This window comes from Naasia sp. (assembly GCF_025465545.1).
In the GTDB taxonomy this organism is placed as follows: Bacteria; Actinomycetota; Actinomycetes; order Actinomycetales; family Microbacteriaceae; genus Naasia.
Window position 1 is genome coordinate 1 of record NZ_JAODMK010000022.1, and the last position, 14,525, is coordinate 14,525.

The 14,525-nt window shown below is 70.9% G+C and carries 15 protein-coding genes; 13 read left to right on the forward strand and 2 right to left on the reverse strand.

Annotated elements, in window-relative coordinates; genetic code table 11:
• The 9 genes from JWR33_RS06860 to JWR33_RS06900 form a co-directional block, all read left to right on the forward strand.
• On the forward strand, positions 1 to 249 hold a 249-nt coding region (locus JWR33_RS06860), incomplete at its 5' end, for a hypothetical protein (protein WP_297410498.1).
• A 137-nt stretch (positions 250 to 386) separates the two neighbouring features.
• Entirely contained in the window at positions 387 to 1,013 is a 627-nt protein-coding gene (locus JWR33_RS06865) for an SGNH/GDSL hydrolase family protein (RefSeq protein WP_297410500.1), read from the forward strand.
• Between the two features lie 48 nt (positions 1,014 to 1,061).
• The gene (locus JWR33_RS06870) at positions 1,062 to 2,081 is read left to right on the forward strand and encodes a PHP domain-containing protein (protein ID WP_297410502.1); all 1,020 of its coding nucleotides are present in this window, start codon (positions 1,062 to 1,064) and stop codon (positions 2,079 to 2,081) included.
• Between the two features lie 179 nt (positions 2,082 to 2,260).
• Complete coding sequence (locus tag JWR33_RS06875; protein ID WP_297410503.1) at positions 2,261 to 3,409, forward strand: zinc-dependent alcohol dehydrogenase; 1,149 nt, start codon at positions 2,261 to 2,263, stop codon at positions 3,407 to 3,409.
• 14 nt (positions 3,410 to 3,423) lie between these two features.
• Positions 3,424 to 3,990, forward strand: coding sequence for a hypothetical protein (locus JWR33_RS06880; RefSeq protein WP_297410505.1), 567 nt, complete (start codon positions 3,424 to 3,426; stop codon positions 3,988 to 3,990).
• A 105-nt stretch (positions 3,991 to 4,095) separates the two neighbouring features.
• Positions 4,096 to 5,025, forward strand: a complete 930-nt coding sequence (locus tag JWR33_RS06885) for an ABC transporter ATP-binding protein (protein WP_297410507.1) — start codon at positions 4,096 to 4,098, stop codon at positions 5,023 to 5,025.
• Between the two features lie 10 nt (positions 5,026 to 5,035).
• Positions 5,036 to 5,869, forward strand: a complete 834-nt coding sequence (locus JWR33_RS06890; RefSeq protein ID WP_297410509.1) for an ABC transporter permease — start codon at positions 5,036 to 5,038, stop codon at positions 5,867 to 5,869.
• A complete protein-coding gene (locus tag JWR33_RS06895) occupies positions 5,869 to 6,690 on the forward strand; it encodes an ABC transporter permease (protein WP_297410681.1) in 822 nt (273 codons plus the stop codon). Before JWR33_RS06890 ends, JWR33_RS06895 begins: the two co-directional genes overlap by 1 nt.
• Before the next feature lie 67 nt (positions 6,691 to 6,757).
• A complete protein-coding gene (locus JWR33_RS06900; protein WP_297410683.1) occupies positions 6,758 to 8,215 on the forward strand; it encodes an MDR family MFS transporter in 1,458 nt (485 codons plus the stop codon).
• A gap of 30 nt (positions 8,216 to 8,245) precedes the next feature.
• Here the strand turns inward: JWR33_RS06900 and JWR33_RS06905 are convergent, their stop codons facing one another.
• Positions 8,246 to 8,920 carry an endonuclease/exonuclease/phosphatase family protein gene (locus JWR33_RS06905; protein WP_297410685.1) on the reverse strand — a complete coding sequence of 225 codons (675 nt, stop codon included), beginning with the start codon at positions 8,918 to 8,920 and terminating at the stop codon, positions 8,246 to 8,248.
• A gap of 162 nt (positions 8,921 to 9,082) precedes the next feature.
• Between JWR33_RS06905 and JWR33_RS06910 the strand changes: the two genes are divergently transcribed.
• Both JWR33_RS06910 and JWR33_RS06915 read left to right on the forward strand, forming a co-directional pair.
• Complete coding sequence (locus JWR33_RS06910) at positions 9,083 to 9,976, forward strand: transposase (protein ID WP_297410511.1); 894 nt, start codon at positions 9,083 to 9,085, stop codon at positions 9,974 to 9,976.
• A gap of 28 nt (positions 9,977 to 10,004) precedes the next feature.
• Positions 10,005 to 10,883: a Gfo/Idh/MocA family oxidoreductase gene (locus JWR33_RS06915; protein ID WP_297410513.1), complete on the forward strand. Its 879-nt coding sequence runs from the start codon at positions 10,005 to 10,007 to the stop codon at positions 10,881 to 10,883.
• Between the two features lie 75 nt (positions 10,884 to 10,958).
• Here JWR33_RS06915 and JWR33_RS06920 read toward each other — a convergent pair whose 3' ends face one another.
• Positions 10,959 to 12,383, reverse strand: coding sequence for a PLP-dependent aminotransferase family protein (locus JWR33_RS06920; RefSeq protein ID WP_297410515.1), 1,425 nt, complete (start codon positions 12,381 to 12,383; stop codon positions 10,959 to 10,961).
• 60 nt (positions 12,384 to 12,443) lie between these two features.
• Between JWR33_RS06920 and JWR33_RS06925 the strand changes: the two genes are divergently transcribed.
• Together JWR33_RS06925 and JWR33_RS06930 are read left to right on the forward strand one after the other, a co-directional pair.
• Entirely contained in the window at positions 12,444 to 13,079 is a 636-nt protein-coding gene (locus tag JWR33_RS06925; protein WP_297410517.1) for a hypothetical protein, read from the forward strand.
• A gap of 133 nt (positions 13,080 to 13,212) precedes the next feature.
• Positions 13,213 to 14,388 carry an alcohol dehydrogenase catalytic domain-containing protein gene (locus tag JWR33_RS06930; RefSeq protein ID WP_297410518.1) on the forward strand — a complete coding sequence of 392 codons (1,176 nt, stop codon included), beginning with the start codon at positions 13,213 to 13,215 and terminating at the stop codon, positions 14,386 to 14,388.
• Positions 14,389 to 14,525 lie beyond the last annotated feature (137 nt).

Consider the following 14,525-nt stretch of genomic DNA (forward strand, 5'->3'; position numbering starts at 1 on the left):
GGAGTCAAGGCCTGGGCCGACATGGAGCGCCTTCAGCAGCGTGAGCTCACCACGAGCTTCGTCTCCGGCTGGACGCGGGGGCGGATCGAGAGCACGCTGGAGCTCATGCGGAGCGGCGCGTTGCCCCTCGAACGATTCGCGGGGGCGCCGTCAGCGACGGAGGCAGACATCATGGCGACGATTCGAGCGGTGCTCGACGGGACTCTCTCCCCCGTCGCTGCGGTGCTCGACTGGCGTGACCTGCAGTAGCCGATGACCGAGATCGGGGCTGTCCCCGGCGGGAGGAGTTCTGCCCCGACTGCGCTGGGCCCGGCCCGCCCGGAAGGCGCCCGACGGCGGGTTCCCCGTCGCCGCCCGGCTGGGCACACGCAGGGCAGGAGGACCGCATGACCCACGTTGCGCTCCTCGGAGACTCCGTCTTCGACAACGCCCGGTACGTCGCCGGCGGGCCGGACGTGGTCGCCCAGCTCCGGGAGGCGCTCGGCAGTGACGGGACAGCCAGCCTGCTGGCGGTCGACGGCGACGTGACGGGCGGCGTGCCCGGACAGCTGCGCCGCCTGCCGCCGGAGGCGAGCCACCTGGTCGTCAGCGTGGGCGGCAATGATGCGCTCGGCTTCGCGCACCTGCTGCAGCAGCCGGCGCGGACCGTGGCGGACGGCATCCGGGCGCTCGGCGCTGCGCAGGAGGTCTTCGCGGAGCGGTACGCGGCGATGCTCGACGCGGTCCTCGCGGTCGGACTCCCGACCGTCGTCTGCACGATCTACGACACGAACCCCGCAGAGCCGGGTCATGCGGTGATCCGCAGCGGCATCGCGCTGTTCAACGACTGCATCACTCGAGCCGCCTTTGCCCGTGGCGTGCCGGTGATCGATCTCCGGCTGGTCTGCGACGAGGCGGCCGACTACGCGAATCCGATCGAGCCCTCCGTGCAGGGCGGCCGCAAGATCGCGACGACGATCGCGGCAACCGTCCTCGGCAGGGCGCCCTCCTCGCCGGTCCACCGCCGCCGCTGACCCCTCAGACAGCGAGAATGCGCAGTCCGGGTGGCGGAAGATGGTGCCATGGACCCCAGGGACGCGCTGCACGAGATCGCCTTCCGGCTGGAGCGCGAGCGCGCGCCCCAGTTCAAGGTGCAGGCATTCCGCAAGGCGGCGGGCATCATCGCCCCGCTCGGGGTGCAGGAGGTCGTCGCCCGGGCTCGGGACGGGCGCCTGAAGAGCATGAAGGGCATCGGCGGCAGGACCTTCGAGGTGATCCGGCAGGCCGTCGACGGTGCGGTGCCCGACTACCTCGAGGACCTCCGCCGGCGCGGGCAGGAGCCGCTCGCCGAGGGCGGCGCCGAGCTGCGAGCCGCGCTCCGGGGAGACCTGCACGCGCACAGCGAATGGTCGGACGGGACGACGCCGATCGAGCAGATGGCGGACGCCGCCCGCATGCTCGGCCGCGAGTATCAGGCCCTCACGGACCACTCGCCCACTCTCACGATCGCCAAAGGGCTGAGCGCCGAGCGGCTCAGCGAGCAGCTGGAGCTGGTCGCCGCCCTCAACGATGGCTACGACGGCTTCCGCCTGCTCTCCGGCATCGAGGTCGACATCCTGGAGACGGGGGAGCTCGACCAGACGCCCGAGATGCTGGACCGGCTCGACATCGTGGTGGCGAGCGTGCACTCCAAGCTGCGCTCGCCGAAGGCGACGATGACCGAGCGGATGCTCGGCGGCGTCCGCGACCCGCACACGAACGTGCTCGGCCACTGCACCGGCCGCCTCGTCGAGGGCTCGCGGGGCACCCGGCCGCAGTCGGAGTTCGACGCGAAGGAGGTGTTCGCCGAGTGCGCAGCGCGGAATGTCGCGGTGGAGATCAACTCCCGGCCCGAGCGTCAGGACCCACCGGACGACCTGATCCAGCTCGCGCTCGACGCCGGCTGCCTCTTCAGCATCGACACCGACGCGCACGCGCCCGGACAGCTCGACTTCCTCGCCTACGGGGCTGAGCGGGCTGCGAAGAACGGGGTTCCCGCCGAGCGGATCGTCACCACCTGGCCGCTCGACCGTCTCCTCGACTGGACCAACTCCCGCGACTAGCGGCTCCCCCCGCCGACCTGCCCAGTTCGGTCGCATTTCGGCGCCGTACTGCGACAGAACTGGGCAGGTCAGCGGCATGCGGGGCGCCCCACTACGCGCGTGCGTCCCCAGTGGCAAGGGCCTTGAGGGCGCTTCCCCGCGGTGCGACCCTCGGCTGGGACGAACGAACGGGAGGCGCGATGAAGGCGATGGTGTACCGAGGGCCGTACAAGGTCCGGGTGGAAGAGAAGCCCATGCCGAAGATCGAGCATCCGAACGATGCGATCGTCCGGGTCTCGCTCGCCGCCATCTGCGGCTCCGACCTGCACCTGTACCACGGTCTGATGACGGACCTCCGGATCGGTCACACCTTCGGGCATGAGTTCATCGGGGTGGTCGAGGAGGTCGGCTCATCGGTGCGGAACCTCAAGCGCGGCGACAAGGTGATGGTCCCGTTCAACATCTACTGCGGCTCCTGCTTCTTCTGCGCACGGGGCCTCTACTCGAACTGCCACAACGTCAATGCGAACGCCACGGCGGTCGGCGGGATCTACGGGTACTCGCACACCGCCGGGGGCTACGACGGCGCCCAGGCGGAGTACGTGCGGGTCCCGTTCGCCGACGTCGGTCCCTCGGTCATCCCGGACTGGCTCGCGGACGAGGACGCGCTCATGCTCACGGACGCATATTCGACCGGCTACTTCGGTGCGCAGCTCGGCGACATCGTCCAGGGAGACACGGTCGTCGTGTTCGGGGCCGGCCCGGTCGGACTCGCGGCGGCCCAGTCGTCCTGGCTGATGGGCGCAGGCAGGGTTCTCGTCGTCGACCACCTCGACTACCGGCTGGAGAAGGCGCGGACGATGGCGCACGCGGAGACCCTGAATTTCGTGGAGTACGACGACATCGTGGTCGAGCTGAAGAAGCAGACCGACTACATCGGCGCCGACGTGGCCATCGACGCCGTCGGCGCCGAGGCCGACGGCAATCTGCTGCAGCACATCACCGGCTCGAAGCTGAAGCTGCAGGGCGGTTCCCCGATCGCGCTCAACTGGGCCATCGACTCGGTCCGCAAGGGAGGCACCGTCTCGGTGATGGGTGCCTACGGCCCCATCTTCAGCGCGGTCAAGTTCGGCGACGCGGTCAACAAGGGACTCACGCTCCGGATGAATCAGGCGCCCGTGAAGCGCCAGTGGCCGCGCCTCTTCGAACACATTCAGAACGGCTACATCAAGCCCAGCGACATGATCACCCATCGCATCCCGCTGGAGCACATCGCTGAGGGGTACCACATGTTCTCGTCCAAGCTCGATGACTGCATCAAGACCGTCGTCGTTCCGAACGCGGCCTGATCGAGGAGTACGCCATGGCCTACATCGCTGACAAGCCCACCCCGCCGCCCTCGGCCGACGAACTCCGCGCCCGCATTCCGGGCTGGGGTGCCGACGTCGATCCGAAGGACCGGCCCGCCTTTCCCCGGGAGCGCCGTGACCTGGACTCGGGCGCCCACTGGAACTTCCCCGACCGTCAGCCCGAGATCGTGCCCCGGGAGCGGAGCATCGAGCACAAGTTCGTGACGCCCGTGTTCGGCACCGCTCAGCCGCTCGCCGGGCTCTCGGGGGCGATCCGCCGGTACGCCTACGCACGATTCAGCGAGGGCCGCGCCGCGCACTGGCTCCTCCTCCTCGCCGGCGACCGGGTGGACGCGATGGAGAGCCACGCGCGTTCGCTCCTCACCCTGCATCCCGACAACCCCGTCACCGAGACCGGCATCCTCAGCGAGTTCCGGCGGCACCCGATCCGCTCCCGCTTCGGTCGCAACCGGGCGGACCTCAGCCACACCTGGCTGGACCCGATCCTCGTCGCCGGACCGTGGCTGCTCGGGGGATGGGTGGCGGTCAAGGTGCTGCGCCGCCTGCGCGGCCCGCGCTGAGGTTCCCCGACCGGCCGCTGCTGAGCTCGCGGGAGGGGCCGCCGTACACTTCCCTAGCGGCGGGCGATGCCGATCCGGCGCCTGCCCGCGCCGTGAAGGAGCACCATGTTCCCCGGTCCCGTCATCGTGGCATCCGACCTGCGCAAGACCTACGGCGACTCAGCGGCCGTCGACGGCATCTCGTTCGAGGTGGCCCCCGGCGAGGCCTTCGGGCTGCTGGGGCCGAACGGGGCGGGCAAGTCGACCACCATGCGGATGCTCGGCGCCGTCTCCCAGCGCACCGGCGGCGACCTGCGCATCCTTGGCCTCGATCCGGATCGCTCGGGACCGGAGATCCGCGCGCAGCTCGGGGTGGTGCCGCAGAGCGACAACCTCGACCGTGAGCTCAAGGTGCGCGACAACCTGATCGTCTACGGCCGCTACTTCGGCATGTCACGGAAGGAGCTCGGCCCTCGAGCCGACGCGCTGCTCGAGTTCGCCCAGCTGACCGACCGCGCGAAGGCGCGCGTCGACCAGCTGTCCGGCGGCATGAAGCGCCGGCTGACGATCGCCCGCGCGCTGATCAACGACCCGCGCATCCTCCTGCTTGATGAGCCGACCACCGGACTCGACCCGCAGGCGCGACATGTGCTCTGGGACCGGCTCTTCCGGCTGAAGGAGCAGGGCACAACCCTCGTGCTGACGACTCACCACATGGACGAGGCGGAGCAGCTCTGCGACCGCCTCGTCGTGGTCGACAAGGGAGTCATCATGGCGGAGGGGCCGCCGGCCGAGCTCATCAGCCGATACTCCAGCCGGGAGGTGCTCGAGGTGCGCTTCGGCTCGGACAACAACGCCGCCGTTGCCGCCCGGCTCGGCAGCATCGGGGAGCGGTCCGAGGTCCTGCCCGACCGCGTGCTGATCTACACCGCCAACGGCGAGCGGGAGCTCGCGGCGATCCTCGCCGCCGGCTTCGCGCCGATCACCAGTTTGGTGCGGCGGTCCTCGCTCGAGGACGTGTTCCTCCGTCTCACCGGGCGGAGCCTCGTCGAATGAGCGCCGCCGCATGACGGCCGTTCGCGGCGGACGGGTCGAGGCACGGGCGGCGCGCAGGGCCCGGCGCTACGGGACCTGGTACGCGACCGAGTACCGCCTCCGGCTGATGCGCGCCTACGGAGGCACGATCCTCGCGGGCACCCTCGCCAACCCCCTCATCTACATCTTCGCGCTCGGAGTGGGGCTCGCCACCCTCGTCGAGCAGAAGACCGGCCCGCTCTCGGCGGGCGGCCACGGCTACCTCGCCTTCGTGGCCCCCGCCCTGCTCGGGATCGCCGCGCTCACCGTCGCCATGGAGGAGTCGACCTACGCGGTGATGGCCGGCTTCAAGTGGGACCAGACCTTCTTCGCGATGAACGCGGCACCCCTGTCGCCCGCACAGGTCGCGAGCGGAAACGTGGTCATCGTGATCCTCCGGCTGCTGGTCGGCTGCTCGGTCTACCAGGTCCTCCTCTTCGCCTTCGGCGCGGTGCCCTCGCCCTGGGGATGGCTGACGGTCCTGGTCGCGGTGCTCTGCGGAACCGCGGTGGCCGCCTGCCTTGTCGCCTTCTCGTCCTCGCTCGAGGGCGAGGACAGCCCTCTGGCTCTCGTCATGCGCTTCGTGATCACGCCGATGATGCTGTTCTCGGGCACCTTCTTCCCGCTGGCGAACCTCCCCGTGTTCCTGCAGCCGATCGGCTGGGTGTCGCCGCTCTGGCATGCCACGGAGCTCGGTCGGGTGCTCAACTACGGGGCGGTCGAGCCGGCCTGGCTGTCCGTGCTGCACGTGGCCTACCTCCTGGCCCTCACCGCCGTCGGCTGGCTGCTCGCGATCCGCGTCACCACGAGCAGGCTGAGCCGGTGATCGCCGTCACGGCGCGGGCCGCCGCTGTCCCGGCCCGCATCCTCGGCTCGGTCTACGCGGGCAACGCGCGGGCCGTCCTCGGCCGGGGGATCACAGCGACGCGCAGCAGCAACTGGCTGGTCGTGCTCAGCGGTTTCCTGGAGCCGGTGTTCTACCTGCTCTCGCTCGGCCTGGGCCTCGGCTCGGTGATCGGCACGATCGACACCGGGGGCGGCGCGCAGCTCAGCTACGCGGCGTACATCGCTCCGGCCCTGCTCGCGGTGTCCGCTATGAACGGCGCGATCATGGACTCGACGTGGAACGTGTTCTTCAAGATGCACTTCTCCAAGCTGTACGAGGGGATGGTCGCCACCTCGCTCGGCCCGTTCGATGTCGCGCTCGGCGAGATCCTGCTCGCCCTGCTGCGGGGGGCGATGTACGCGGTCGGCTTCATGGTGATCATGCAGGCCCTGGGGCTGAATCTCGCCTGGACCGCCCTGCTCGCCCTCCCCGCCGTCGTCCTCGTCGCCGCCGGCTTCGCCAGCGTCGGCATGGCCATCACGAGCTTCATGAAGACCTTCCAGCAGATGGACTGGGTGCAGTTCTTCCTGCTGCCGATGTTCCTCTTCTCCGCCACCTTCTACCCGGTCACCGTCTACCCGGTGCCGATCCAGTGGCTCGTGCAGGCGCTTCCGCTGTACCACGGCGTGGAACTGGTACGCGGCCTCACCACCGGAGTGCTCAGCCCCGCGATGCTGCTGCACGTGCTGTACTACCTGGCGATGGTGGCGGTCGGGATGGTCTTCACCACCCGGCGGCTGAAGGCGCTCTTCCTGAGCTGAGGCGGGAATAGCGGGGCGCCTCCCCGCACTTGAGTCTCCTCGTGGATGGAACGAGCGGGTGCAGTCGATGATGGCGGCGGAGATCACCAGGGCGAGCGTGGGCCTGCGGTCCGAGCGAGGACCCATCCTCCTGTCGCTGATGCTCAGCACGTCCCTCGTCGCGCTGGACTCGACCATCATCGCGACGGCGATCCCCTCGGTGGTGGACGACCTGGGCGGCTTCGGCCAGTTCCCCTGGCTCTTCTCGGTCTATCTGCTGGCGCAGGCCGCCTCCACCCCGATCTATGGCCGTCTGGCCGACATCTTCGGTCGCAAGCCGCTCATGTTCCTCGGCATCGGCCTGTTCCTCCTCGGCTCGATCCTCTGCGGCCTCGCCTGGAGCATGCCCGCCCTCATCGTGTTCCGTGCGGTGCAGGGGCTGGGCGCGGGAGCGATTCAGCCGGTGAGCATCACCATCGCCGGCGACATCTACTCGCTCCGCGAACGCGCGAAGGTGCAGGGCTACCTGGCGAGCGTGTGGGGCATCTCGTCGGTCGTCGGTCCCGCGCTCGGCGGCATCTTCTCGGACCTGGTGTCCTGGCGCTGGATCTTCTTCGTCAACATCCCGCTCTGCCTGATCGCCGGCTTCCTGCTGTGGCGCAACTTCTCGGAGAAGGCCGTGCGGTCGGACCAGAAGATCGACTTCCTGGGCGCGGGCCTGCTCGCCTCGTCGACCGCCCTGCTCATCCTCGGGCTCCTCGAGGGCGGTCAGGCCTGGCCGTGGCTGTCGCTGCCGAGTGCCGCGGTGTTCGCCGCCGCAGCCCTCCTGCTCGTCGTGTTCGTCGTCGTGGAGCGCAGGGTGGCCTCGCCGATCCTGCCGCTGTGGGTGCTCCGGCGCCGGGTGCTGCTCGCCAGCAGCGTCGCGTCCCTCCTCGTCGGCGCCATCGTGCTCGGGCTCTCGTCCTACATCCCCACCTACGGCCAGATCGTGCTCGGCACCACCGCCCTCGTCGCCGGGTTCGCGCTCGCCGCGCTCACCATCGGCTGGCCGATCGCCGCGTCGTTCGCCGGCGCCATCTACCTCCGGTACGGGTTCCGGGCGACGGCCGTGCTCGGCTCCGCTCTCGCGCTCGTCGGCACCGCGCTCACCCTCACCCTCGATGCGTCCTCCCAGATCTGGGAGGTGGCCGTCTACTGCGTGATCGTGGGCCTCGGCATGGGCTGGGTCGCGGCGCCCACTCTGATCGCCGCACAGTCGAGCGTCGAGTGGAACGAGCGCGGCGTGGTCACCTCCACGAACCTCTTCGCGCGCAGCATCGGCTCGGCAGTTGGCGTGGCCGTCTTCGGGGCCATCGTGAACGGGGTGGCCGGCCCGTCGGAGGGGGGAACGCCGTCCGCCGAGCGGCTCGTGCCAGCGCTGCACCTGGTCTTCCTCGGCATGACGGGCATCGCGCTCGCCCTCGTCGTGGCGGCGGCGTTCATGCCCGCGCACCGCCGCGATGGCCAGGTCGTCGCACCGGGGGCGGCGGCGCCGGACCCCGCCTGACCGCGTCCCAGCGGGGCGGATCCCGGGAGCTCAGCGAGTGATCACGTGGGCGTCGAGCGCGATGGGCCGGTGGTCGGATGCGCCGGCGGGGAGCACGTCCACCCGGTCGATCGCGTAGCCGTTCGAGGTCACGAAGTCGAAGTAGCCCGAGAAGAACTTGTACCGCACGTAGGTCGGCTCGGTGCTGCGGAACAGCTCGTAGCCGGAGTCGGCCAGGCGCCGCTCCAGCCCCCGGATGAACCACGGGTAGTTGAAGTCGCCCACCATGAGGGCCGGCAGGTTCTCGGCGAGCGACCGCATTCCCTCGTGCGCCGCGGTGATCTGCTTGCGCCGCACGGAGTTCGACGCGGTCAGCGGAGCCGCGTGGAAGGAGCCGACGAGCATCTCCTGACCGGTCTCGGCGTCGAGGAGATGCGCCGCGAGCAGCCGTTCGTTCGCCGGGGCCAGGATCCGGTCGTGCAGCGACTTGTGCACCGCGAAGACGCGGGTGGTGAGCACGGAGTATCGGCTCTCACGACGGTAGATGGCGAGCCCGAGGCGATTCTTCTCGGTGGCGCCCGCGAGCATGAGGTGGCCGATGCGCTCCGGCAGGTCGTCGCTGTCGCACTCCTGCAGGCAGAGCACGTCGACGTCCTCGGCGGTGGCCAGCGCGGCCAGCTCTCCGACGGCGGTGTGCTTGAGCAGGTTGTAACTGACGACTCTCAGCAGCCCGTTCCTCTCCCCGATGACCTCGTCCAGCCTAGGACGGCTCCCGCCACACTACGTCTCCCGCCGGGACCTCTCGATTCCGCGCCGGTGTGCCGCCGACCCTCGTCCGGTGTCTCGCCTGAGGCAGGATGATCCCGTGCTGACGCGGAGCAGGGATCGATGATCGATCTGGAGGCTGTGGCCGACGAGCTCTACCGGCTGCTGCCCGGGGAGTTCACCGCGGCCCGCAACGTGCGGGCGAGGGAGTTGCGGACGGTGGACAAGGGTCTCGCCGCGGTCGTCGCCAAGCTGCCCCGGCCCTCGGTCGCCGCCTGGGCGTGCAACGCCCTCGTTCGCGAGCGTCCCGACCAGTTGCGCCAGGTGCTCGACCTCGGCAGGACCCTCCGTCAGGCGCAGGAGGACCTCGACCCTGCCGCCCTGCGGGAGTTGGGACTGCAGCGGCGCAGGCTGGTGGCCGCACTCGCCCGAGAGGCGGTCGATCTCGGCTCGCGGCTGGGCCAGAACGTGGCGGATGCCACCGTCGACGAGCTCGAGCAGACGCTGCAGGCCGCCATGGCGGACGAGCACGCGGCGGCCGCCGTGCTCTCCGGACGGCTCGTCCGGTCGCTGGCGTCCACCGGATTCGAAGCCGTCGACGTCGGTGGAGCCGTCGCCGGACCCATCGACGGCGTGCTTCCCGCGCCGAGGAGGCCGACCGGCGGAACGACGCACTCCCTGGCCGACCGGCGTGCCGAGAAGCAGCGCGAGAAGGACCTGGCCGAGGCGCGAGCAGAGGTGGAGGAGGCGCAGGCACAGGCGGCGCGGGCGCAGGCCGGCCTCGCCGAGGCCGAGGCGAGTCGCGCGGAGGCGGACCGGCGCCGAAGCGACCTGCGCGGGCGACTGCATCAGCTGGAGGAGCAGATCGCGGCCGTCGAGGCCGAGATCACCGCCGCAGGAACGGCGCTCCGCGAGCTCGCCCGGAAGCAGGACGAGGCCGCCGAGGCCGCCGAGCGGGCGGAGCAGCGTGCGCGTCGTGCTCGGGCCCAGCTCGAGGGCGGCGCAGACCGCCGGTGAGAGAATGACCCGAGCGGAAGGACCTGGGATGCGCTTCGGATTGATCGGCACCGGTTTCTGGGCGGACGTCTGCCATGCGGCCGCACTGGCGGCCACCGAGGGCGTCGAGTTCGTCGGGGTGTGGGGCAGGAACGCCGACGCGGCGGCCGCGCTGGCCGGCAAGCACGGGGTCCGCGCCTTCGCCGACCCCGACGAGCTGCTGGCCGAGGTCGACGGCCTCAGCTTCGCCGTCCCGCCCGACGTGCAGGCTCCCATCGCCATTCGCGCCGCGGCGGCCGGCAAGCACCTGCTGCTCGAGAAGCCCATCGCCCTGGCCCTGTCGGACGCGGACGCGCTCGTCGAGGCCGCCGAGCAGGGCGGCGCAGCCACGCTCGTGTTCGTCACCAACCGCTTCATGCCGGCGATCGCCGATTGGGTCGAGGAGGCCGGGCGGCACGAGTGGAGGGGCGCGACCGGCAACTGGATCTGCAGTCCCCTCAGCGATCCGGGCGGCGACTTCGCGCGATCCGACTGGCGCTGGGCCCGCGGCGCGCTCTGGGATGTCGGCCCGCACGCGCTCTCCCTGATCCTTCCCCTGATGGGCGAGGTCGAGGCCATCGAGGCCGTTGCCGGGACCGGGGATCTCGTGGCGCTCACCCTCCGGCACCGGGGCGGCGGCCTCACGACGCTCTCGATGACGCTGCGCGCGCCGCAGGGCGCCGACCTCACCGACCTGCGCCTCTGGGGCGGGGCGGGAGTCACCTCGAAGCCGGACGGCGACCAGCGGGCGAACGAGACGCTGTCCATCGCCCTCACCGAGCTGGTGCGGCTTGCCGGCGCAGCGGACAAGCGGCATCCCTGTGACGTGCGCTTCGGCCGTGAGATCGTGCGCATCCTCGAGACGGCGGAACGCAGCCTCACGCACTGACGCGAACTGCCCAGTTCTGTCGCAACTCGGCGCCGAATCGCGGCAGAAGTGGGCAGATCGGCGGGCGCGAGCGGGTCAGACGACGGCGGCGAGCGGGGGGTCCATCGAGAGGGGAGCGTCGGCTACATCCCGCCACACGTCCGCCAGGATGTCCACCGCCCGAACGCTCGCCTCGGGTCCGGAGGAGAACGGGATCCGCAGGAACCGCTCGAAGGCGCCGTCGAGCCCGAACCACGGGCCCGCCGCGATGCGCAGGCCGCGGGCGCGCGCGCCGATGGCGAGCTGTGAGCTGACGGGCGCATCGAAGCGCACCCACGCCGACAGGCCGCCCGAGATCGGGGGGACGTGCCATTCGGGCAGTCGTGCCGCCAGCCGTGCGGCGAGTGCGTCCCTCGCCGCGCGGTGCTCGCGCCGCCGGTGCTCCAGCACGAGGTCGAACTCGGCGAGGAGCTCCGTGACGACGAGCTGATCGAACACCGCGGTGCCGAGGTCGGCGACCGGCCGTGCGGCGGCGAAGGCTGCGATCAGGTCTTCGCCCGCGCGGATCCAGCCGACCCGCAGCCCACCCCACATGGTCTTGCTCGCCGACCCGATCGTGACCACGCTGGACCGGCGCGACGCGAACGACGCGGGCAGCGGCAGGGACCCTCGGTCGATGTCGAGCTCGCCCGTGGTCTCGTCCACGACGAGGATCGTTCCCGCGTCCTCCGCGATGCGCACCAGCCGCGCGCGCTCCGGCTCGGAGAGGGAGCGCCCCGTCGGGTTGTGGAAGTCAGGCATCACGTACGCGAGGGCGGGCGCGGCCCGGCGCAGAAGCCGCTCCGCCTCGCCGAGGTCCCAGCCGGTGTCGGAGTGCACGGCGATGGGCAGCAGTCGCGCGCCCACCACCCGGAGCGCCTCATAGGCGTGGGGGTAGCCGGGACTCTCGACCACGGCCCGGTCGCCGCGGGACAGCAGCGTTCTCGCCACCAGGGCGATGGCGGGCTGAGCGCCGGAGGTCACCAGGATCTGGGACGGCGAGGTGTGCAGACCGCGCGCGGTGTATCGCGCGGCGAGCGCCTCGCGCAGGGCGGCGATGCCGAGGAATTCGTAGCCCGGACCGCCGAGCGCTGCCGGCAGCCGAGGCAGGGCGCGCTCCGCCGCCGCCTGGAATCCCGGCACGGCGGGGGAGGAGGCCGTCGCGAAGTCGAGCATCCCCTCGCTGGAGCCGGGTGAGTCGATGCTGCCGCCCGGGATCCTGATCACGCTGCCCGAGCCCCGCAGCGTCTCCACGTAGCCGGCCGCGCGGAGCTCCTCGAGTGCGGCTCCGATGGTGTTCCTGCTGGCCCCGAGCCGTTCGGCGAGATCCCGCTCCCCGGGGAGCCGACTGCCGGCGGGCAGGCGGCCGTCGATGGCGAGCAGCCGCACACGGTCCGCGAGAGTCCGGTACCCCGCGCCGGGTGCTGACCGCCAGTCGGTGAGCAGCTCGGCGAGCTGAGCCGCCCCGATCGATCGTGCCACCGCGCCACTCTATGGCGATTGGCCCTGTTCAGGGGTGCCACTTTGAGGTGGAATCGATTGGTGATCGACCGTCTGCTCTCGGACCGCTGGGTGCGCCTCTTCTCCGGGCTCCTCCTCTACGGTGCCGCCGTGGCTCTCATCGTGCAGGCGGGGGTCGGGGTCTCGCCGTGGGACGTGCTGGCTCAAGGCCTGTCCCTGCGCACCGGGGCGCTGTTCGGCGTGGTCGCGATCCTCATCGGCGCGTTCCTGCTGCTGCTCTGGATCCCTCTGCGGCAGCGGCCGGGCATCGGCACGCTGCTCAACGTGCTCCTCGTGGGGGCCGCCGCCCAGGTGGTCCTCTGGCTGGTCCCCTCGCCTGAACCCCTCGCGGGCCGCATCGCCCTGTTCGCCGCGGGGATCGTGCTGCTGGCGATCGCGACGGGGCTCTACGTCGGTGCCGAGTTGGGGGCGGGCCCCCGGGACGGGCTGATGCTCGGCGTCGCGCGTCGCTTCCGCTGGCCCATCTGGGTCGCGCGCACCAGCATCGAGGCCACCGTGGTCGGCCTCGGCTGGCTCCTCGGCGGCAACGTCGGCCTCGGCACTCTCGCATTCGCTCTCCTCATCGGCCCCCTGTGTCACGTGGCGATCCCCCTGTTCGCCCTGCCGCCCGCGCCGCGCGGGGCAGTTCTCCAGCCGGCGGCTCTCGCTCCGCAGTGACCCCTGCTCACGACGCGGCCCCGTCGTGCGTGCTGACGCAGCGGCGCGGAGGCGCAGGCTGTGAGTACTCGGTGCGTTCCGCGAGCGGCCGCCGAGCGGGCGTAGACACGAAGGGACGACGGGAGGACGGCCGATGAGGGCATTGACCTGGCAGGGCAAGCGATCGGTGAGCGTGGAGGAGGTGCCCGACCCGGGAATCCAGGAGCCGACGGACGCGATCATCCGCATCACCTCGACCGCGATCTGCGGCTCCGACCTGCATCTCTACGAGCTCTTCGGCCCCTTTCTCGACAAGGGCGACATCCTCGGGCACGAGCCGATGGGCATCGTGGAGCAGGTGGGCAGCGCGATCACGAATCTCGTGCCGGGCGACCGGGTGGTCGTCACCTTCAACATCGCCTGCGGAACCTGCTTCATGTGCAGCCACGGCCTCCAGTCCCAGTGCGAGACGACCCAGGTGCGGGAGCACGGCAGCGGCGCGGCGCTGTTCGGCTACACGAAGCTGTACGGCCAGGTGCCCGGCGGCCAGGCCGAGCTGCTGCGCGTGCCCCTCGCGGACTACAACGCGGTGAAGATCGGCACCGAGCTCCCCGACGAGCGATACCTGTTCCTCAGCGACGTCGTGCCGACGGCCTGGCAGGCGGTCCAGTACGCGAACGTCCCGGAGGGCGGCACGCTCGCCGTGATGGGGCTCGGGCCGATCGGCCAGCTCGCCTCCCGCATCGGGCGTCACCTGGGCTACCAGGTGACCGCAGTTGACCTGGTGCCGGAGCGGCGCGCGATGGCTGAGCGGCACGGCATTGAGACCCTCGACCTCACCGACGACGTCGTGGACCGGCTGCGGGAGGGCAGCGGCGGCCGCGGAGTCGACGGAGTGGTCGACGCCGTCGGCATGGAGGCGCACGGCAACTCGGTGATCGGGCTCGCGCAGCAGGCGGTCGGTCTGCTCCCCGACGCACTCGCCCGCAAGGCGATGGAGAAGATGGGCGTCGATCGGATGGCCGCGGTCTACAACTCCCTCGACGCCGTCCGGCGCGGCGGAACGGTCTCCCTCAGCGGCGTCTACGCCGGGGAGGCGGACATCCTGCCCATGAAGAGCATGTTCGACAAGCAGGTGAATCTGCGGATGGGCCAGTGCAACGTGCGGCGCTGGCTCGACGACCTGATCCCCCTCGTCGAGGACCCGGCCGATCCGCTCGGCGTCATGGACCTGACGACCCACAGGGTGGGACTCGACGAGGCGCCGCACATGTACGAGATCTTCCAGAAGAAGGAGGACGGCTGCATCAAGGTGGTGCTGCAGCCCTGACCTCCGCCGCCGTCACCGTGCGGAGATGGAGTCGAAGGCACGGAGCGCGGCAGCACGAGAGGCCTTGAGGTCCACCATCGGCCCCGGGTAGCCAGGCACGCCTTCGGCTCGTGGATCCGGTTCCAGAGCACCACCCC